The sequence below is a fragment of the Actinomadura formosensis genome (assembly GCF_050948385.1).
GTDB classification, from domain to species: Bacteria; Actinomycetota; Actinomycetes; order Streptosporangiales; family Streptosporangiaceae; genus Spirillospora; species Spirillospora formosensis.
Map to the genome: position 1 here is coordinate 2,045,914 of NZ_CP192011.1, position 18,980 is coordinate 2,064,893.

The window sequence follows — 18,980 nt, forward strand, 5'->3', positions numbered from 1 at the left end:
CCCTCACTTGCCCTTCGCGGCCAGCCGCAGGTAGTTCTGCTGGGCGATGGCCGCCCGGTAGTGCTCGACGGTGGCCTTCGCCACGGCCGGCCAGGCGAATCGCTCCTGGACGCGCGCGAGACCCGCGGCACCCGCCCTCGCCCGCTCCTCGGCGGAGTCGTGCAGGCGGTGCAGGGTCGCGGCCAGCTCCTCCACGTCCCCGGGCTGGACGAGGACTCCCGCGTCGCCGACCACCTCGGGCAGCGCCCCGGCGCGGCTCGCGACCAGCGGGGTCCCGGACGCCATGTGCTCCACGGCGGGCAGCGAGAACCCCTCGTAGCGGGACGGGACGACGGCGATCTCCGCGGACGCCAGCAGTTCGCCCAGCTCCCCGTCGTCGATCCCGCTGACGAACGTGACGCGATCGCCGAGCGCCAGCTCCCGCACGAGCTTGTCGGTGGGGCCGTCCTTCTTCGGCTTGCTGACGACGACCACGTGGACGTCCCGCTCGGTGGCGACCTTGGCGACGGCGCGCAGCAGCACGTCCACGCCCTTGATCGGCGCGTCCGCGCTGGCCATCGCCACGATCCGGCCGGGGACGCGCTCGCCGCGCGGGCGGAAGACGCGGGTGTCGACGCCGAGGGGCAGGATCTCGATGTCGCGCGGGTCGACCTTGAAGTCCTTGACGATGTCGACCTTGGACGACTCCGACACCGTCAGCACCGGCCCGACCCGCCGCGACACCTGCGCCTGCATCGCGACGAACCCGTACCAGCGGTGCTTGCCGAGCTTCTGCTTGATGCCGCGGGCGGCCTCGATGTCGATCCGGCGGTCGACGCTGATCGGGTGGTGGATGCTCGTCACCAGCGGCAGCCCGAGCCGGGCGATGCCGAGGTTGCCGAGCCCGAGGACCTGGTTGTCGTGGACGACGTCGAAGTCGCGGCGCCGCCGCCTGAGCAGCCGCAGCGCGCGCAGGCTGAACGTCAGCGGCTCGGGGAAGCCGCCCGTCTTCATGTGCGCGAACTCCAGGACGTCCACCCAGTCGCGGAACTCGCCGAGGGCCGGGGTGCGGAACGGGTCCTCGTCCCGGTACAGGTCCAGGCTCGGGATCTTGGTGAGGGTGATCTCCTCCCGGTCCAGCTCGGGGTACGGCTGGCCGGAGACGACCTCCACCGTGTGCCCGAGATCGACCAGTTCCCGGCTCAGATGCCGGAGGTAGACCCCCTGGCCACCGCAGTGCGGCTTGCTCCGGTAGGAGAGCAGCGCCACACGCAGCGGACTTCCCGGCTCGCCCGCCTCACCCACGCCATCCCCTGCCCACGCACCGCTCCCGTCAGTCGAGGGACACCGGACGCACGCGCACCGGCATCTCCTTTATCCCATTGATGAAACTAGACCTTAGCCTGCGAACGTTACCGCTGAGTTCAATATTGGGCATGGCGTCCAAGAGTGTTTCGAAAAGCACACTCAGCTCCAGTCGGGCGAGGTGGGAGCCCAGGCAGAAGTGGGGACCGCCTCCGCCGAAGCCCAGATGCGGGTTCGGGGCGCGCCCCACGTCGAAGGCGTACGGGTCGGCGAACACGGTCTCGTCGCGGTTCGCGGAGGCGTAGAAGACGACGACCTTGTCGCCCTCGCCGATCTTCTTGCCGCGGATCTCGGTGTCCCGGACGGCCGTCCGCCGGAACAGGTTGACCGGGGTGACCCAGCGGACGATCTCGTCCACGGCCGCCGGCACCAGCGACCGGTCGGCCCGCAGCCGCGCCCACTGCTCCGGATGCTCCAGCAGCGCGAGCATGCCGCCGGTCGCCGCGTTGCGGGTCGTCTCGTTCCCGGCGACCGCCAGCAGCATGACGAACAGCTCGAACTCGTCCCCGGTGAGGACCTCGCCGCCGGCGTCCGGCTGGAGCAGCCTGGTGACGATGTCCTCGCGCGGGTTCTCCCGCCGGTCGGCGGCGAGGACGTTGGCGTAGGCGTACAGCTCCGCCGCGGCCGCCTGGCCCTCCTCGGGCGTCCGCTGGAACTCCGGATCGTCCCCGCCGATCAGCGTGTTCGACCAGTGGAAGATCTTCTCCCGGTCCTCCGGCGGCGCGCCGAGCAGCTCGCAGATCACATAGAGCGGCAGCGGCGCCGCCAGATCCCGGACGAAGTCGGCCTCGTCCCCCCGCCGGGCGGTCTCGTCCACCAGCCGCCGGCAGATGCCGCGGATGTGCTCCTCCAGCGCGCCGATGGCGCGCGGGGTGAAGCCCCGGTTGACGATGCTCCGCTTGCGCGTGTGCTCCGGCGGGTCCTGGTTGAGCATCATCATCCGCTGCAGGACGAGATGCTCCTCCTCCGGCTCGTCGAACAGGGCGAGCCGCCGCCAGGACGAGAACAGCTCCGGATGCCGCGACACGTGCACGACGTCCTCGTGCCGGGTGATCGCCCAGAACGGGGGGTACCCCCGCTCCGGGTCGCCGTGGTGCCGGTGCACCGGATCGTGCTCGCGCAGCCACGCGAGCTGCTCGTGCGGGATACCGCCCCGCTCGTACACGGCGGGGTCGGCCAGCTCGATGTCGGGGACGGTGGTCATCGCCTCGAACCTCCTCGTCCGGAGTGACCGGCGCCGTCAACCTCCCAGGGGGGCCGATGGCGTGAAGCTCACCGGGATCTCCTTGTAGCCGTTGACGAAGTTGGACCGGAGCCGGCGGGGTTCGCCGGCCAGCCGGATGTCGGGCATCCGCTCCAGGATCGTCTCAAAGATGATCCGCAGGTTCAGCCGGGCCAGATGCGTGCCGAGGCAGTAGTGCGGGCCTCCGCCGCCGAAGCCGAGGTGCGGGTTCGGGTCGCGTCCCACATCGAACGTGCAGGGGTCCTCGAACACGCGCTCGTCGCGGTTGGCGGAACTGTAGAACACCACGACCTTGTCCCCGGCCTTGATCTCCTTGCCGCCCAGTTCGGTGTCGGTGAGGGCCGTCCGGCGGAACTGGTTGATCGGGCTGACCCAGCGGACGATCTCCTCGACCGCCTTCGGCAGCAGGCTCCGGTCGGCGCGCAGCCGCTCCCACTGGTCGGGCCGCTCGAAGAAGGCCAGCATGCCGCCCGCGGTGGCCGTCCGGGTCGTCTCGTTCCCCGCGATCGACAGCATGATGATGAACAGCTGGAACTCCTCCAGGCTGATCTTGCCGCCGTCCGCGTCCGGGGTGAGCAGCTTGGTCACGATGTCGTCGCGCGGCGTGGAGGCGCGGGCGGCGGCCAGCTGCCCGCCCCACTCGGCGAACTCGGCGGCGCACAGCGTCGACTCCTCGCGCCCCCCGATGAACTCGGGGTCGTTGAACGCGACCAGCTTGTTCGACCAGTGGAAGATCTTCTCCCGGTCCTCCAGCGGGGCGCCGAGCAGCTCGCAGATCGTGTAGAGCGGCAGCGGCGCCGCGAACTTCTCCACGAAGTCGCACTCGCCGAGCGGGGCCGCCTCGTCGATCAGCCGGTTGCAGATCCCCCGGATGTGGTCCTCCAGCCGGCCGATCATCCGCGGGGTGAACCCCTTGTTCACCATGGCGCGCAGCCGGGTGTGGTCCGGCGGGTCCTGGAACAGCATCATCTGCCCGTACATGGCGATGTCGTCGGCCGAGAACTCCTCGAACATCGCGGTCCGCTCGTGCGAGGAGTACGGGTCGGCGCGCCGCGACACCGACACCACGTCCTCGTGCCGCGTGACGGCCCAGAAGCCGGGGACGCCCTCGTTCGGGTCCTGGTGCCAGTGGACGGGATCGTTGTCGCGCAGCCACTGGAACTGCCGGTGGGGGATGCCCCCGCGCTCGTAGACCCCTGGATCGATGATGTCGATCTCGGGCGCGCGGAAGGCCCGGTGAGCGGAGTCGGCGGACGTCGCGAGTGCCATGGAAGACCCTTCGTGCCGGGACGGGACCGGTCGCTGAACTGAGCGCTTGCTTGGCTCATAGACCTAGAACACGTTCTAGCATGAGACTGCAGTCTCATCAAGAGCCCGCCCGCCCCGGTCCGCCGTCGGCGAAGCCCGATGGAGCGCGCGGTCAGCGCAGGACGTAGCGGAGGGGGTCGTCGGTGCCCTCGCGGCGGGCCGTTCCCCGGGTCTCCAGGGTGCGCAGGTGGGCGGCGGCCTCGGCGGCGGCCATGCGGCGGGCCTGCTGGGACATGCCGGCCCACGGGTGGCGCCAGGTGAGGCCCGCCGTGAGGTCCCAGAGGGTGATGGGGGTGCGGGAGAGGAGGGCCGCCACTTCGGCCAGGCGTTCCTCGTGGTGGGCGATGATCTCGCGGGCGCGGGCGGAGAGGCCGTTGAAGCGGAACTGGTGGGCGGGCAGGACCTCGCCCACGGTCATGGCCGACACCTTGTCGAGGGAGCCGAGGAAGTCGCTCAGCGGGTCGACGTCCGGGGTGTCGTAGGGGTAGAGGCCGATGTGCGGGGTGATGCGCGGCAGGACGTGGTCGCCGGTGAAGATGCGGTCGCCGTCCTCCAGATGCAGGCAGATGTGGCCGGGGGAGTGGCCGGGCGTCCAGATGGCGCGGAGGCGGCGGCCGGGGACGTCGACGAGGTCGCCGTCGGACAGTTCGCGGTCCGGGATCGCCGGCGGGGCGACCCGGGTCTGCTGCTTCGGGCCGGTCAGGTCGGACTCGGCGGCGCCGGCGCGGCGCAGGGCGGTCAGCTCGAACTGGCGGCGGCCACCCTGCCCGACCTCGCTGAAGAGCCGGACGATGCCGGCGTCCGCGTGGTGCATGGCGATCCAGGCGCCGGACGTCTCACGGACGCGGCCGGCGAGGCCCGAGTGGTCGGGGTGGAAGTGCGTGACGACCACGCCGTGGACGTCCGACACGTCGATCCCGAACGTGCCGAGGCCGTCGCGGAGGGCCGTCCAGGCGTCCTCGTGGTGCCAGCCCGCGTCGATCAGGACGGGGCCCTTCGGGCTCTCCACCGCGTATACGAGCGTGTACGCGAGCGGGTTGTCCGGGATGGGGACGGGCACGCTCCACAGCCCGCCGCCGAGGTCCTCTGGTTCCGGCTGCACCGAGACCGCCTTTCGCGCCTGTCATGGTCGAAGGCCCCGGCCGCTGTGACCGGGGCCCGTTGTCCAGAATGCCCGTCAGATTCGTTCGAGGATGGACGCGGTGGACAGGGCGCCGCCCGCGCACATCGTGATGAGGGCCGTCCCGGCGTCGCGGCGCTCCAGTTCGTGCAGCGCGGTGGTGATCAGGCGGGCGCCGGTGGCCCCGACGGGGTGGCCGATGGCGATGGCGCCGCCGTTGACGTTGACCGTGTCCATGTCGGGCTCGTGGACGGACGCCCACGACAGCACGATCGAGGCGAACGCCTCGTTGATCTCGGTGATGTCGATGTCGCCCATCGTCATGCCGGACCGCCGGAGGACGCGCTCGGTCGCCTGCACCGGGCCGTCCAGGTGGTAGTACGGCTCGCCGCCGACGAGGGCCTGGGTCCTGATCCGGGCGCGGGGCCGCAGGCCGAGCGCCTTCGCCTTCTCCTCCGACATCAGCAGGACGGCGGCGGCGCCGTCGGAGATCTGGGACGAGGTGCCCGCGGTGTGCAGCGCGTCCGGCATGACCGGCTTGAGGCCGGCGAGCGAGTCGGCGGTCGTCTCGCGCAGCCCCTGGTCGCGGGTGACCTCGCGGGTTTCCCCGGTCGGATCGCCGGCGGCGTCCAGAACGGGCGCGCTGAGGGGCGCGATCTCGCGGTCGAAGCGGCCGTCCGCCCACGCCTTGGCGGCGAGCTGCTGCGAGCGGGCGCCGAACGCGTCCAGGTCGGCGCGGGTGAGGCCGCGGCGGGCGGCGATCCGCTCGGCGGCGTCGAACTGGTTCGGCATGTCGAGCGACCAGTCGTCCGGACGCGGGTTCGCGGGCATGACGTTGGTGCCGAGCGGTGCGCGGCTCATCACCTCGACGCCGCAGCCGATCGCGACGTCCACCACGCCGGCGGCGATCTGCGACGCGGCGAGGTGGACGCCCTGCTGCGACGAGCCGCACTGCGCGTCGAGGGTGGTGACGCCGGTCTGCCACGGCAGCCCCGCGTACAGCCAGGAGTACCGGCCGATGTGCCCGCCCTGCTCGCCCGCCTGCGTGACGCAGCCCGCGAACACCTGCTCCACCTCGGCGGCGTCGATGCCGGACCGCTCGACGAGCGCGTTCATCGCGTGCGCGAGGACGGCCATCGGCTTCAGGCCCGCCAGCCATCCGTTGCGCTTCCCGAGCGGTGTGCGCACCGCCTCGACGATCACCGGGGTACCCATGTCGACTCCTTCTAGAACACGATTCACTTTGACTGTAACGTGTTCTAACTTTCCTGGGGAGGGGCGGTCCCGGTGAGAGGGATCAGTACCGGACGCGCAGCTCCTTGATGCCGTTCAGCCAGGCGGAGCGCAGCCGGCGCGGCTCGCCCAGCCGGGTGACGTCCGGCATGTGGTCGGCGATCGCGTCGAACATGAGCCCGATCTCCAGGCGGGCCAGGTTCGCGCCGATGCAGTAGTGCGCGCCCGTGCCGCCGAACCCGAGGTGCGGGTTGGGCGAGCGGGTGATGTCGAACGTCATCGGGTCGGTGAAGACGTCCTCGTCGAAGTTGGCGGAGCTGTAGTACATCGCCACCCGGTCGCCGGCCTTGATCTCGACGCCGCCCACCTCGGCGTCGTGCACGGCGGTGCGCTGGAACGCGGTGACGGGGGTGGCCCACCGGACGATCTCGTCCGGCGTGGTCTCGGGGCGCTCGGCCTTGAACAGCTCCCACTGCTCGGGGCTGTCCATGAACGCGATCATGCCGTGGGTGATCGCGTTGCGGGTCGTCTCGTTGCCGGCGACGGCGAGCAGGATCATGAAGTAGCCGAACTCGTCGTCGGTCAGGCCGCGTCCGTCCACGTCGGCCTGGACGAGCTTGGTGACGATGTCGTGGGCGGGGCAGCCGCGGCGCTGCTCGGCCAGGCCCATCGAGTAGCCGATGATCTCGGCGGCCGCGTAGGCCGGGTCGTCGTTGTACTCGGGGTCGTCGTAGCCGAGCATCTTGTTGGACCAGTCGAACAGCCGGCGCCGGTCCTCCTGCGGGACGCCCATCAGCTCGGCGATCGCCTGCAGCGGCAGCTCGGCCGCGATCTCGGCGACGAAGTCGCCCTCGCCGCCGCGGCGGCGGGCCTCGGCGACGATCCGCTCCGCGCGCTCCTGCAGCGCGCTGTGCAGGCTCCTGATCACCCGGGGCGTGAAGCCGCGGGACACGATGTTGCGCAGCTTGGCGTGCTGCGGCGGGTCCATGTGCAGCAGCAGGTTCTCGCGCTGGACGTCCAGCTCCTCGGGGCCGAACCGCTCGTTGAAGCGGATCACCGCGCCGTTGGCGTTGGACGACCACTGCTCGTGGTCGCGGGAGATGTCCTTGATGTGCGCGTGCTTGCTGATCACCCAGAAGCCGTCGTCGTCGAATCCGGTGCGGCCGCGCGGCTGCTCGTTCCACCAGGGCGCGCCCGTCCGGCGCAGCAGCGCGAACTCGGCGAGGGGGATGCGCTCGGCCAGCAGGTCCGGGCTGGCGAAGTCGAACCCCGGGGGGACGGCGGTGGTCTGCGAAGTGGGGGCGGTCATGCGCGGTTCCTCCCGATGTGCACGGCGCTTGGCGCCCACCGTAGAACCCGTTTCATGAAGAGTTCAAGAGCAAATGAGACTCAAGTCTGATCTGCTGTCTCCAGCAATCGATTGATTGATGACCCCGTGGTCATGCTTGACGTCATCGGGGAAAACGTGACCGGCGGTCTCTGATGCCACATCGGTTGGTTGACATCAAGGGGGCGGCCGGTGAACTTCCTCACCCGCTGAAGAGGGTTTAGATAGAACATGTTCTAAAAATGGTCGGGAAGGATCGCCCGGCACGTGGACTAGCCTGGGCACTCGACTGCCCCCGCGCCGGAGAGCCCCATGGCCGCAGATTTCGACGAGCCCGTGTTCGACGAAGAATTCGTCAGGAGCGCCAGGTTCACCGAGCCGTCCGCGCGCGAGCGCGCCCGCCCGCCGAGCCGGCGCGAACGCCGCCGCGCCCGGCGGACCGCGCGGCGGGGCGGCGGCCGGTCGGCGTTCCGGCGCCGGCACCGCGAGCCGAGCCATCGCATGGCGGTGCTCCAGGTGATCGGCGGCGTGCTGGTGCTGCTCGCGATCTCGTTCGCGCTCTGGTGGTGGAACTCCGCGCCGCGCGACGAGAAGCCGGTGCGCCCGGTCGGCCCGACGATCACGCACTCCCCGCCGTCCGCCCCGACCACGCCGTCCGCCCCGGCCCCCGTGACCCCGACGGCCCCCGTGACCAAGGCGCCGCCGTCCGCGATCCCCCCGGTCTAGGCCCGCCGCACCCGCAGTTCCGCGTACGCGGGGACGAGGACGCGGCGAGCCGGGCGCCGCGACACGATCCGGTACGGACGGCCGCCGGACAGCAGCGTCGCCAGCATCCGCGCCACCTGAGCGCGTGCCACGGCCGCGCCGAGGCAGAGGTGGCGGCCGCCGCCGAACCACAGCTGCCGCGTCTGCGGGACGTACTCGCGGTGCACGTCGAACGGCCCGGCCCCGTTCGTCGCCCGGTACGTCAGCAGCAGGACCCGCTCGCCCGCGCGGAGCCGCCGCCCGCCGACGGTCGCGTCCCGGGCCACGTGCCGGCCGATCACCGGGGCCGGGGCGGCGACGCGCAGGCCCTCGCGCACCGCGTTGTCCAGGAGGGACGGGTCGTCCAGCAGCGCGCTCTGCAGGCCGGTGTCGTGGAGCAGCGCCACCGTGCGGACGGTCCCGGACGCGCCGGTCTCCGTCCCGGCGATGACCAGCAGCGTCGCGAGCCCGCGGGCGAGCGGGAGGCCGAGGCCCAGCCCGCGGCAGCGGCCGAGGAGGGTGTCCGGCCCCGCGCTCGGGTAGGCGTGCGGGACGCCGGCGGTGATGTCGTCCACGATCTCCCTGGCCTGCGCGGTGATCGCCGGGTCGAGGACGGTGGACGCGGTGGTGCCCAGCGCCAGCCGGGCGAGCCGCTCCCCGGCGGCGAACAGCGTCCGGTAGGCGGCGTCGGGCCGGCCGGCGGGCAGCCCGAGCAGGTCGGCGACCATCCGTCCGGACAGGACACGGGCGGCGTCGGCGACGTCCACGGTCTCGCCCGCGGCGAGCCGGTGCGCCAGCGCGGCGTGGGACGGGCCCTGGGAACGCTCCACCAAGGTCCGGGCCGCGTCCTCGGTGAACAGGTCGCGGACCCGGGTGCGGATCTCCGCGTGCCGCGCGCCGCCGAAGAACTGCGCCATCTCGTCCCCGAACAGCTGCGTCCACAGGTGGCCGACGCCGCCCTCGCCGTTCATGCCGAAGGCGACGTGGTCGTTGAGGACGTGCCGGGCCAGCAGCGGATCCGTCACCACCCACCCGAGCCCGGGGACGCGCGTGATCGGCCCGGTGTGCCGCGCGGCCTCCAGGAGCGCGAACAGCCCGGGGTTGGCGGACCACAGCAGCCGCGCCTCGTGCCGGGCCGCGTCCAGGATCTTCGTGCTGGTCATCCCGCGATTGTGCCGGGTTGGGAAGCGCGGTGGAAACGCGGTACTACTCAAACCGGATAAGTGGCAGTACTCACTACGAATCGGGTACAAGGCGCGGCCGGTGTTCCGTAGGGTCTCCCTCACCGCCGGCGCCCGGAGCGGCGAGGCTGGCCGCATACCGAGCACGAGGAACCGGGGGAACCCAGCCCATGAGAGCCCGCATCACCGCCGTGGCGGCGCACCTGCCCGAGCGGACCGTCACCAGTGCCGAGGTCGAGGCGCGCGTCGCGGCCGAGAGCACGGGCTACCGGCCGCATCCGACGATCGTCGAGCGGATGACCGGCATCCGCGCCCGGCACGTCATGCGCGACGACGAGCAGGCGTCCGACCTGGCCGTGGCCGCCGCCCGCGGCGCCCTCGCCCGGCGTGCCGTTGCCCCGGCGGGCCTCGACCTGCTGATCTTCGGGTCGGCGTCGCAGGACCTCATCGAGCCCGCGACCGCGCACATCGTCGCGGCCAAGCTCGGCGCGGTCTGCCCCGTCTTCGACGTGAAGAACGCCTGCAACAGCTTCCTGAACGGGCTCCAGATGGCGGACGCGCTGATCCGGACCGGGCAGCACGAGCGGGTGCTGGTCTGCACGGGCGAGAGCCCGTCCCGCGCGATCCGCTGGAACGTCCGCGACCGCGCCCAGTTCGTGGACGCGTTCGCCGGCTACACCCTCTCCGACGGCGGCGCCGCGATGCTCGTCGAGGCCGCGCCCGACGGCGGGATCTTCTACCGCGACTTCGCCGCCGTCTCCAGCGCCTGGGACATCGGGACGCTCCCGGCGGGCGGCTCGATGCACCCCCGCGACCCCGACTTCACCTACTTCAGCGGGGACGGGCGGCGCCTGAAGGACGCGTTCGTCGCGAGCGGCCCGGAGATCTTCCTGACCGCGCTGGAGAAGACCGGGCTGACCTGGGACGACTTCGCCGTCATCGCCGTCCACCAGGTGACGCTGCCCTATCTGGAGGTGCTGCGCTCGATCCTCGGCATCCCGTCCGACCGGCTCGTGGTCACGCTGCCCGAGCACGGCAACGTCGCGTCCGCGAGCCTCCCGCTGCAGGTCGCGACCGGGCTCGCCGAGGGGCGCTGCGGCCCCGGCGACCGCGTCGCGCTGATCGGCCTCGCCGGCGGCGTCAGCCTCGGCGTGATGTTCGCGGAGTTGTGATCATGAATCTGTGGGTCGTCATCCCCGCCTATGCCGAGGAGCGGTCGATCGGCGCGACGCTGCGCCGCCTCGCCGAGCAGACCGACACCGGGTTCTCGCTGGTCGTCGTCGACAACGGCAGCACGGACGGGACGGCGCAGGTCGTCAAGGAGTTCGCGGCCGGGTGCACGGCGTTCGACGTCCGGATCGTCCACGAGCCGGAGAAGGGGACGGGCGCCGCCGCCGACACCGGCGTCCGGCACGCGATCGGCGCCGGCGCCACGCACGTCGCCCGCACCGACGCCGACTGCCTGCCGCATCGCGGCTGGGTCGCGGCGGTGAAGCGGGCGTTCGGGGACGGGCTGGAGATGGTGTCCGGGCCGCTGCTGCCCCGCACCGACGAGTTCCCGCTGAAGTTCTGGGAGCGTCGCCTGCTGCCCGCCGTCATCGACATCGCCGCCCTTTTCGGACGGTTCCGTCCGGGCAACCAGGACCCGCTGTACCTCGGGCCGTACGTGATGATGCCGGGCTGCAACGTCGCCATCACCGCGGACCTGTACGAACGGTCGGGCGGCTTCCCGCGCACCCGCATCGAGGAGGTCCACGAGGACCGCGCGCTCGTCAACCGCGTCCGCTACCTCACCGACGCCTACGGGTTGCGGGGGGACGTGATCGTGTACGGGTCGGTACGGCGGCTGCGAGCGTTCGGCCTGGTCAGGACGCTCGGCTGGTATGCCGACCACCGTTACAAGCCGGCCGTCGTGGACATCCGGTGAACTGGGAACAGCGGCTCTACACGGCCGCGCATCCGCTCGCGTATCCGCTGCTGCGCGGGGTCGCCCGGCGTGGCCCGGTCGTGCGCGTGCCCGGCGTCGGCGTGGTCGTGAACGAGGCCGCGCCGGCCCGCGAGATCCTGATGGACGGCGAGACGTTCCGCAAGGACGGGCCCGGCTCGCCCGGCGAGCTGTGGACGCCGGTACTCGGGCCGTCCGTCCTGCTCAACATGGAGGGGGAGGCGCACCGGGCCTTCCGGCGCAGGCTCACCGACCTGTTCGTCCCGTCCTATACCGAGGCGCTGTGCGCGCGGGTGCTGGCCGAGCCGCTGGCCCGGCTCGCCGACCGGCTCGCACGCGGCGCGACCGTCGACCTGGTGGACACCGCCCGCGTCATGGCCGGCACGGTGATCGGCGAGGTCATCGGCCTGGAGGGCGGCGGCGAGGCGGCCTACCGCGACCTGTTCGAGCAGGGCGAGCGGATCGTGTCGATGGTGTCGCTGCGCACGCGCCGGCTGTCGCCGGCCCAGGTGCGGCGGGCCCGCGAGGTGCTCGACCCGCTCGGTGACATCGCGGCGAAGGCGTATCTCGCGGGGGACGAGTCGACGGTCATGGGACGGATGCGGGCGCTCGGCCTGTCGCGGGATGAGGCGCGCGGCGCGGCCGGGGCGTTCTTCCTGACCGGCACCGAGACCGTCGCGACGCTGCTGCCCCGGCTGATCGCCCTGCTCTGCGACCACGGGCAGCTGCTCCGCGTCGCGCATGATCTCTCGCTGCTCGACCGGGCCGTCGAGGAGGCCATGCGGGTGACGACGCCGACGCCGGTGATGCTGCGCAGCGTGCACCGCCCGGTCACGGTCGGGGGTGTCGCGATCCGGCCCGGCGACCGGGTGGTGATCGCCACGCACAACTGCTGCCGCGCCTACGGGCCGTTCGACCTCGACCGCCCGCATCCGCCCGAGCTGCGGCGGCTCTGGTTCGGCGCCGGGCCGCACTTCTGCATCGGCTATCCGCTGGCCATGGCCCAGATCCGGCTGGCCGCCCGGACGCTCCTCGCCGCGGCGCCCCTGACGATCACCCGCCGGGCGGCGGCCCGGGGAGTGCTGATCCCGACGTACCGGTATCTGGCCGTCCGGTCGGAGGTGGCGGCGTGACGCTGGTCAGGCGGCTGCTCGACCAGGCCGCCCGGACACCGGAGGCGGTCGCCCTCGTCGCGGGGGACGGCGCGGAACTGACCTACGGCGAGCTGCGGCGGCAGGTCCTCGCCGTCCGGCACGGCCTGCTGTCGGCCGGTCTGGCGGCGGGGGACGGGGTGCTGTTCTCCGTGCGGCCCGCACCGGAGTCGCTCGTGCTGGCGCTGGGCGTGGTCGCGGCCGGGGGAGTGGTCGTCTTCGCCGATCCGGGGGCCGGGCCCGAGATGTTCACCGCGCGGCTGAGGCTGGCGCGCCCGCGCTGGTCGGCGGCGGAATCGGTGCTGTACGCGGGGAGCCGGCTGCGGCCCGTCCGGGCGTATGCGCGGCGGCGCGGGCTGCTCCTGCCGAACCTCGCCGATCTGCGGGTTCCCGGTGCGGGCCCGATGCGGCACATCCACGTGGGACGCCGGCTGCCGGGCGTGCCGCGCGGCGCCCTGTCGTTCGCGGACCTGCTGCGCGGCGACGCCCCGAAGAGCGCCCCGCAGATCGCCGGGGACACCGACCCGGACGCGCCCGCCGCGGTGATCTTCACCTCGGGGACGACGGCGAGCCCGCGCGCGGTCGTCCACACGCAGGCATCGCTGGCGGCGGCACTGGAGCTGTTCCGGGCCCGGCTGCCGCTCGGCCCCGGCGACGTCGTGCACACCGACCAGCTGATGCTCGGCCTGCCGACGCTGATCGCGGGCGCCCGCTGGTCGATGCCGCCGCTGTTCTGCCCGCCGGCCGGCTTCGCCCGCCTCATGCGGGAACGAGGGGCGACGCACACCTTCTGCGTTCCCGTGCACCTCGCGGAGATCCTGGACGCCGCTCCCGAACTGCCGCCGCCCCTCCGCCACGTCCTGCTCGGCGCCGCGCCCGCACCCGCCGCGATCCTCCGCAGGGCGGCCGCGGCGGCGCCGTCGGCCGAGGTCCTGTCCGTGTACGCGATGACGGAGATCCTTCCGGTGGCGATCGCGTCGGCGGAGGAGAAGCTCGCGCACCTGGCATCGGGCGATCTGCTGGGCGTGCCACTACCCGGCGTAGGCGTGCGCCTGGCGGACGACGGCGAACTCCTGCTGTCCGGCCCGAACCTGTGCCGCGGCTACCTGGGCGCGGACCCGCTCACCGAACTCCCGACAGGCGACCTGGCCCGCCTGGACGGAGACCGTCTCGTCCTCATGGGCCGCAAGAAGGACATGCTGATCCGAGGCAAGTTCAACCTGTATCCGGGCCTATACGAACCAGCGATCGCGGCCCTCCCGGATGTGGCCGAAGCCGCCATCGTAGGCGTGCCCGACCCGCACACCGGCGACGAAGAAGTCGTGCTGGCCGTGGTGGGCCCGTCCCACCTGCCCACCCGGCTGCGCCGCGCTCTCCCGGACGTCATCGACCACGATGCCCTGCCCGACCGCATCGTCGTCCTGGACGAGCTGCCCCGCGCCGGCCGCACCCGCAAACTGGACCGCGACCGGCTCCGCGCCATGGTGGCGCCATGAAGATCGCGGTGACGGGCGCATCGGGTTTCGTGGGCGGCGCGGTATGCCGTGCCCTGACGTCCCGCGGCGTCACGACGTACGCGTTCGGACGCCGTCCGGCTGTGCCCCCGTCCCATGTGGGCGGCGCGCCGTACCGCTCCTGGGATCTCACCCGCGGCCCGCTCGGGGACGCCCCCGGCGTGGACGCGGTCATCCACTGCGCGGGCAGCGTCACCGACTGGGGGCCCGCCCCGGCCCTGTTCGCCGCCAACCTCACCGGCACCCGCAACGCCCTCGCGGCCTTCCCCGGCGCGCGGTTCGTCCATGTCAGCACGGCCAGCGTGTACGACCCGTTCCGTCCGAGCATCATGGCCCGCGAGGACGAGGCGCCCGCGTCCCGCTACATGAACGCCTACGGCGCATCGAAGGCCGCCGCCGAACGTCTCGCCTCGGAGCACGGCGCGATCATCCTGCGCCCGCACGCGGTGTACGGCCCCGGCGACCCGACGCTGCTGCCGCGCGTCCTGTCCGCGGTGCGCGGCCCCCTCCTGCCCGCGGTGGGCTCGGGGGAGACCCGCATCAGCCTCACCTCGATCGGCAACCTCGTCCAAGCCTGCCTCCTGGCCGCGACGGGCCGCGTGGCCTCGGGCGTCTTCAACGTCGCCGACGCCGAACCCGTGACGATCGACGCCGCCTTCCGGGCGATCCTCGGCGAACGCGGCATCCGCGCGCGACCGGTCTACATCCCCGCCCGCATCGCCGGTCCCCTCGCCACCGTGGTGGAGGGGGCCTTCCTGCTGACCCGGCGCCCGGAACCCCCGCGCCTCACCCGCTACGCCATCGGCCACCTGGCGGTGGAACGCACCCTGGACATCACCGCCGCCCGCGAACTCCTGGGCTACACCCCGCACGCGACGACGTTCGACGGAGCCGCCGCCTGGTAGATCGTCAACCCGAGGTTGACGCACGAGAATCGTCAACTTATGGTTGACGTATGACCGAACAAACTCCGGTGACCGGCCAGGTCCGGCTGGACGATCTGATCAACGCCATCAAGAAGGTCCACACCGACGCCCTCGAACAGCTCAGCAGCGCGGTGATCGCCGCCGAGCACCTCGGCGATGTCGCCGACCACCTCATCGGCCACTTCGTGGACCAGGCCCGCCGCTCCGGCGCGTCCTGGACCGACATCGGCAAGAGCATGGGCGTCAGCAAGCAGGCCGCGCAGAAGCGGTTCGTCCCGAAGGGCGAGGCGCCCGACCTCGACCCCTCCCAGGGGTTCTCCCGCTTCACCCCGCGTGCCCGCAAAGCGGTCATGGCGGCGATGCACGAGGCGAAGGCCGCGGGCAACGACCACATGACGCCCGCCCATCTCGTCCTCGGCCTCCTGGCGGACCCGGGGTCGGTCGCGGGCGAGGCGATCAAGGCCCAGGACGTCCTGCTCGACTCCGTCCGCCAGGCGGCCACCGCCGCGCTGCCGCCGGAGGCCGCGGACGTCCCCGACCTCATCCCCTACAACGCGGACGCGAAGAAGGCACTCGAACTGACCTTCCGCGAGGCCCTCCGCCTGGGCCACAACTACATCGGCACCGAACACATGCTCCTGGCCCTCCTGGAATTCGAGAACGGCGCCGGTGTCCTCTCCGGCGTGGGTCTCGACAAGGAGGCCGTCGAAACGAGCATCACCGAAGCCCTGAACGCCCTTGCCCCAGAGGAGAACCCCTGACGTGCGATGAGTTTCGGACGGCCCGGAGGTCGCAACGGGCATGGAGAAACTCATCACCGTCAACGGCGTCGAACTCTGCACCGAGACCTTCGGGAGCGAGGACGATGTGCCGGTGCTGCTGATCGGGAACACGATGCTCACCTGGCCCGACGCCTTCTGCGAGCGGCTGGCCGCACTGCGGCGGTTCGTGGTCCGCTACGACCTGCGGGACACGGGGCGGTCCACGGCCGCCGATCCGGAGGCCCCCTCCTACACGCTGCGGGACCTCGTCGCGGACGCCGCGGGGCTGCTCGACGCGCTGGGCCTGGCACGGGCGCATGTCGTCGGTGCCGGGCCCGGCGGGTGGATCGCCCAGCTTCTCGCGCTGGACCACCCTGGACGCGTCCGCACCCTCACGCTGATCGGCACCCGCCCCACGGCGCCCGGCCCCGCCGACGCCGACCTGCCCGACCACGCGCCCGAGCTCATGGAGCACTTCATGAGCCCGCCGCGGGTGGACTGGACGGACCGGGCCTCCGTGGTCGCCTTCCAGGTGGAGAACGCCCGGCACATGGGCGGGCGTGACTTCGACGCGGACGAGGCCCGCGAGGACATCGAACGCGTCCACGACCGCACCCGGCCCGAGGACGAGCACGGTGCGGCCCACCGCGCCGACCAGATGGCCATCGTGTTCGCCGCCCTCGACTGCGGGGAGCGCTGGCGCGAACGCCTCCCGGAGATCACCGCGCCGACCCTGGTCGTGCACGGCGAGGACGACCCGTTCTTCCCGCTCGGGAACGCCGAGGCGCTGGCCGCCGAGATCCCGCGTGCGGAACTGGTCGTCCTCCCGCGCACCGGGTCCGGGCTTCCCCGCCGGACCTGGAACACGGTCATTCCCGCCCTGGTCCGCCACACGAGCTGAGGCGCAGGGCCAGGAAGAAGTCGACCCGGTCCTCCAGGCGGGACAGGTCGCGACCGGTCAGCTCCTCGATGCGCTGGATCCGGTAGCGGACGGAGTTGACGTGCAGGTGCAGCTGCCCGGCGCAGCGCGTCCAGGAGCCGGAGTGCCGGAGGAACGTCTCCAGGGTGCGGACGAGATCGGCGCCGTGCGTCTCGTCGTAGGCGCGCAGCGGGTCGAGCAGGCGCGCCTTGAACATCCGGCGGACGCCGTCCGGGACGCCGGCGAGCAGCAGCATGTGCGTGGCGAGTTCGTCGTGCCGGACCACGCACACCGGGAACGGGCGGGTCGCGGCGAGGCGGCGGGCGTAGCGGGCCTCCTCGATCGCGGCGCGCACGCCCGGCGGCGCGGCGACGTCGCTGACGCCGACCGTGATCCGGTCACCCGACAGGCCGGGGGCGAGGAAATCGAGAGCGTCCTGCAATCCGGCCGCGATGTCCTCGCCGGAGGGGACGAGCGCGATCGCCTCGTCGTCCAGCACGCCGACCACCGGACGCGCCGTGGTGAGGATCTCGGCGAGGACGGCGCGTAGCTCGCCCGGGTCCCGGCCGGCCGCGGCGACCACGACGTAACGGGCACCGGGCAGCCGGGAGACGTCGCCGGCGGCCGCGGCGGCCACGAGCTCCTGGTCCGCGGGGGTCCGCATGCGGGCCCGTTCGAGGGCGACGATCGCGGCGAGTTCGGCCGTGAGGGCGCGGCGTTCCGGCGGCCAGTCGGCGGCGTCGCCCTCGGCCGCGATGAACCAGTCCGCGACCCGCGCCCCACCCTCGACCGGGAAGACCGACATGCCCAGCTCGCGGACGTGGTGCGGCAGGCGCGGCGCGGTGAGGAAGGCGCCGGCCAGCGCGGCGGGGCCGGGCGGGGACGGCCCGGCGACGACCCGCCCGGTCGGGGTCAGGACGTGGCAGTCCCCGACCAGGTCGAGGACGGCGTCCAGGCCGGTGCCCTCCACCAGGCGGCGGTGCCGGTCCAGGACGGCGGCGAGGTCGGCGGCGCGGGCGCCGGACAGCCGCCGCACCACCTCCTCGGTGATGGTCGCGAACGCCACGTCCTCGGGCACCTTGAACAGCGGCAGCCGGTGCCGGCGGCAGGCGGCGACGAGGTCGTCCGGGATGGCGCCGAGCGTGAGATCCCAGGCGGCGAGGCCCGACACGCCCGCCTCGGTGAGCGCCCGGACGAACGTCTCGGAGTCGGCGGGGCCGGTCCGCCAGACGAGCCCGCTCAGGACGAGTTCCCGCCCGCGCAGGTACCGGCCCGGGTCCAGCAGGTCGGTGGTGACGACCCAGCGGATCGTGCGGTCCAGCTCGTCCTCCCCGGTGACGACCTCCAGGCGCAGGCCGGGCATGGCGAGCAGGGAACGCAACCTCATGTGGAGCAAGCTACAAAAGGACGTGCGTGACGGGGGCCACAGTTCGGACGTCCTGTGCCTCGACCCCCGGCCGGGCGGCTGTGTGTACTGGCAGGCGTGGAGCTGAGCGAGGCGGATCTGGCGGCGTGCTGCGCGTCCCGCCGGTGGATCGCGGCGGTCGCCGGGCAGCGGGATCTCGATGCGGTGCGCGCGGTCTCCAAGCGGGTGCTGGACGAACTGGAATGGGCCGATGTCGAGGAGGCGCTCGCGGCCCATCCGCGCATCGGGGAGCGGATGCGGGGCGACGCGCGGGAGGCGGGCTGGTCGAGGGGCGAGCAGTCCGGGATGGCCGGCGCGGCGCGGGAGGTGCGGGACGCGCTCGTCGAGGGGAACCGGGCGTATGAGGAGCGTTTCGGGCATGTGTTCCTGATCCGCGCGTCGGGCCGCTCGGCCCTGGAGATGCTCGTGGATCTTCGGGAGCGGCTGGGGAATGACGCCCGGACCGAACGGGAGGTCGTCCGGAGGGAACTGGCCGAGATCGTCGATCTGCGGCTGGCGAGGCTCGGCGCGAAGGAGAACCCATGAGCCTGTCGACGCACGTGCTGGACGCGGCGAGGGGGCTGCCCGCCGCGGGCGTTGCCGTCCGGCTCGACCGGCGGGACGCCGGCGGCTGGACCACGCTGGCCGAGGCCCGCACCGACGACGACGGCCGCATCGGGGAGTGGGGCGTCCAGCCGCGAAGCGGGGTGCACCGGCTGACGTTCGCGACCGAGGGCCTGTCGGACTTCTACCCCGAGGTCACGGTCGCCTTCACGATCGACGACCCCGGACGGCACTACCACGTCCCGCTGCTGATCAGCCCGTTCGCTTACTCGACCTACCGCGGGAGCTAGCCACG

Annotated in this window: 18 protein-coding genes; 10 read left to right on the forward strand and 8 right to left on the reverse strand. The window is 72.6% G+C overall.

Features of this window, described 5'->3' with window-relative positions:
* Positions 1-3 precede the first annotated feature (3 nt).
* The 6 genes from ACQP1N_RS09660 to ACQP1N_RS09685 all read right to left on the reverse strand — a co-directional run bounded on the left by ACQP1N_RS09660 (position 4) and on the right by ACQP1N_RS09685 (position 7,557).
* Entirely contained in the window at positions 4-1,284 is a 1,281-nt protein-coding gene (locus ACQP1N_RS09660; RefSeq protein WP_067806432.1) for a glycosyltransferase family 4 protein, read from the reverse strand.
* A 28-nt stretch (positions 1,285-1,312) separates the two neighbouring features.
* Complete coding sequence (locus ACQP1N_RS09665) at positions 1,313-2,548, reverse strand: cytochrome P450 (RefSeq protein ID WP_433230549.1); 1,236 nt, start codon at positions 2,546-2,548, stop codon at positions 1,313-1,315.
* Positions 2,549-2,584: 36 nt separating this feature from the next.
* Positions 2,585-3,856, reverse strand: coding sequence for a cytochrome P450 (locus ACQP1N_RS09670; RefSeq protein WP_067806440.1), 1,272 nt, complete (start codon positions 3,854-3,856; stop codon positions 2,585-2,587).
* Between the two features lie 151 nt (positions 3,857-4,007).
* Complete coding sequence (locus ACQP1N_RS09675) at positions 4,008-4,997, reverse strand: MBL fold metallo-hydrolase (RefSeq protein WP_433230552.1); 990 nt, start codon at positions 4,995-4,997, stop codon at positions 4,008-4,010.
* Between the two features lie 75 nt (positions 4,998-5,072).
* A complete protein-coding gene (locus tag ACQP1N_RS09680) occupies positions 5,073-6,230 on the reverse strand; it encodes a steroid 3-ketoacyl-CoA thiolase (protein WP_067806445.1) in 1,158 nt (385 codons plus the stop codon).
* An 82-nt stretch (positions 6,231-6,312) separates the two neighbouring features.
* Complete coding sequence (locus tag ACQP1N_RS09685) at positions 6,313-7,557, reverse strand: cytochrome P450 (protein WP_433230554.1); 1,245 nt, start codon at positions 7,555-7,557, stop codon at positions 6,313-6,315.
* Between the two features lie 330 nt (positions 7,558-7,887).
* Here ACQP1N_RS09685 and ACQP1N_RS09690 point away from each other — a divergent pair, with 330 nt between their 5' ends.
* Positions 7,888-8,301 carry a hypothetical protein gene (locus ACQP1N_RS09690; RefSeq protein ID WP_131732804.1) on the forward strand — a complete coding sequence of 138 codons (414 nt, stop codon included), beginning with the start codon at positions 7,888-7,890 and terminating at the stop codon, positions 8,299-8,301.
* Here the strand turns inward: ACQP1N_RS09690 and ACQP1N_RS09695 are convergent.
* A complete protein-coding gene (locus ACQP1N_RS09695; RefSeq protein WP_067802276.1) occupies positions 8,298-9,482 on the reverse strand; it encodes a cytochrome P450 in 1,185 nt (394 codons plus the stop codon). The genes ACQP1N_RS09690 and ACQP1N_RS09695 overlap by 4 nt on opposite strands.
* Positions 9,483-9,670: 188 nt before the next feature.
* On the opposite strand from ACQP1N_RS09695, the gene ACQP1N_RS09700 reads away from it, so the two are divergent.
* Genes ACQP1N_RS09700 through ACQP1N_RS09730 form a run of 7 tightly spaced genes read left to right on the forward strand, consistent with a single transcriptional unit; the run spans position 9,671 to position 16,698 of the window.
* Positions 9,671-10,672 (forward strand): 3-oxoacyl-ACP synthase III family protein, encoded by a 1,002-nt coding sequence (locus ACQP1N_RS09700; protein WP_067802273.1) that lies wholly within the window; start codon positions 9,671-9,673, stop codon positions 10,670-10,672.
* 2 nt (positions 10,673-10,674) lie between these two features.
* Positions 10,675-11,427, forward strand: a complete 753-nt coding sequence (locus tag ACQP1N_RS09705) for a glycosyltransferase family 2 protein (RefSeq protein WP_067802270.1) — start codon at positions 10,675-10,677, stop codon at positions 11,425-11,427.
* Positions 11,424-12,578: a cytochrome P450 gene (locus ACQP1N_RS09710; protein ID WP_433230559.1), complete on the forward strand. Its 1,155-nt coding sequence runs from the start codon at positions 11,424-11,426 to the stop codon at positions 12,576-12,578. Before ACQP1N_RS09705 ends, ACQP1N_RS09710 begins: the two co-directional genes overlap by 4 nt.
* On the forward strand, positions 12,575-14,092 hold the full coding sequence (locus ACQP1N_RS09715) for a class I adenylate-forming enzyme family protein (RefSeq protein WP_433230562.1): 1,518 nt from the start codon (positions 12,575-12,577) through the stop codon (positions 14,090-14,092). Before ACQP1N_RS09710 ends, ACQP1N_RS09715 begins: the two co-directional genes overlap by 4 nt.
* The gene (locus tag ACQP1N_RS09720) at positions 14,089-15,015 is read left to right on the forward strand and encodes an NAD-dependent epimerase/dehydratase family protein (protein ID WP_433230565.1); all 927 of its coding nucleotides are present in this window, start codon (positions 14,089-14,091) and stop codon (positions 15,013-15,015) included. The genes ACQP1N_RS09715 and ACQP1N_RS09720 overlap by 4 nt, the downstream gene beginning before the upstream one ends.
* Before the next feature lie 50 nt (positions 15,016-15,065).
* Positions 15,066-15,797 carry a Clp protease N-terminal domain-containing protein gene (locus ACQP1N_RS09725; RefSeq protein WP_067802260.1) on the forward strand — a complete coding sequence of 244 codons (732 nt, stop codon included), beginning with the start codon at positions 15,066-15,068 and terminating at the stop codon, positions 15,795-15,797.
* Between the two features lie 40 nt (positions 15,798-15,837).
* Positions 15,838-16,698: an alpha/beta fold hydrolase gene (locus ACQP1N_RS09730; RefSeq protein WP_067802255.1), complete on the forward strand. Its 861-nt coding sequence runs from the start codon at positions 15,838-15,840 to the stop codon at positions 16,696-16,698.
* Here ACQP1N_RS09730 and ACQP1N_RS09735 read toward each other — a convergent pair.
* Positions 16,667-18,103 (reverse strand): PucR family transcriptional regulator, encoded by a 1,437-nt coding sequence (locus ACQP1N_RS09735; protein ID WP_433230568.1) that lies wholly within the window; start codon positions 18,101-18,103, stop codon positions 16,667-16,669. The genes ACQP1N_RS09730 and ACQP1N_RS09735 overlap by 32 nt on opposite strands.
* Positions 18,104-18,199: 96 nt before the next feature.
* Here ACQP1N_RS09735 and uraD point away from each other — a divergent pair, with 96 nt between their 5' ends.
* Positions 18,200-18,667, forward strand: coding sequence for a 2-oxo-4-hydroxy-4-carboxy-5-ureidoimidazoline decarboxylase (uraD, locus tag ACQP1N_RS09740; RefSeq protein ID WP_242608926.1), 468 nt, complete (start codon positions 18,200-18,202; stop codon positions 18,665-18,667).
* A complete protein-coding gene (gene uraH / locus ACQP1N_RS09745; RefSeq protein ID WP_067802251.1) occupies positions 18,664-18,975 on the forward strand; it encodes a hydroxyisourate hydrolase in 312 nt (103 codons plus the stop codon). The genes uraD and uraH overlap by 4 nt, the downstream gene beginning before the upstream one ends.
* The last annotated feature ends 5 nt before the right edge of the window (positions 18,976-18,980 follow it).

Excerpts from the sequence above, each read along its gene's own strand:
- ACQP1N_RS09720 (WP_433230565.1), top strand. The coding sequence starts at position 14,089 with ATGAAGATCGCGGTGACGGGCGCATCGGGTTTCGTGGGCGGCGCGGTA.
- ACQP1N_RS09665 (WP_433230549.1), bottom strand. The coding sequence starts at position 2,548 with ATGACCACCGTCCCCGACATCGAGCTGGCCGACCCCGCCGTGTACGAG.
- ACQP1N_RS09690 (WP_131732804.1), top strand. The coding sequence starts at position 7,888 with ATGGCCGCAGATTTCGACGAGCCCGTGTTCGACGAAGAATTCGTCAGG.
- ACQP1N_RS09705 (WP_067802270.1), top strand. The coding sequence starts at position 10,675 with ATGAATCTGTGGGTCGTCATCCCCGCCTATGCCGAGGAGCGGTCGATC.
- ACQP1N_RS09680 (WP_067806445.1), bottom strand. The coding sequence starts at position 6,230 with ATGGGTACCCCGGTGATCGTCGAGGCGGTGCGCACACCGCTCGGGAAG.
- ACQP1N_RS09700 (WP_067802273.1), top strand. The coding sequence starts at position 9,671 with ATGAGAGCCCGCATCACCGCCGTGGCGGCGCACCTGCCCGAGCGGACC.
- ACQP1N_RS09735 (WP_433230568.1), bottom strand. The coding sequence starts at position 18,103 with ATGAGGTTGCGTTCCCTGCTCGCCATGCCCGGCCTGCGCCTGGAGGTC.
- ACQP1N_RS09730 (WP_067802255.1), top strand. The coding sequence starts at position 15,838 with ATGGAGAAACTCATCACCGTCAACGGCGTCGAACTCTGCACCGAGACC.
- ACQP1N_RS09670 (WP_067806440.1), bottom strand. The coding sequence starts at position 3,856 with ATGGCACTCGCGACGTCCGCCGACTCCGCTCACCGGGCCTTCCGCGCG.
- ACQP1N_RS09725 (WP_067802260.1), top strand. The coding sequence starts at position 15,066 with ATGACCGAACAAACTCCGGTGACCGGCCAGGTCCGGCTGGACGATCTG.
- ACQP1N_RS09685 (WP_433230554.1), bottom strand. The coding sequence starts at position 7,557 with ATGACCGCCCCCACTTCGCAGACCACCGCCGTCCCCCCGGGGTTCGAC.
- ACQP1N_RS09695 (WP_067802276.1), bottom strand. The coding sequence starts at position 9,482 with ATGACCAGCACGAAGATCCTGGACGCGGCCCGGCACGAGGCGCGGCTG.
- uraH (WP_067802251.1), top strand. The coding sequence starts at position 18,664 with ATGAGCCTGTCGACGCACGTGCTGGACGCGGCGAGGGGGCTGCCCGCC.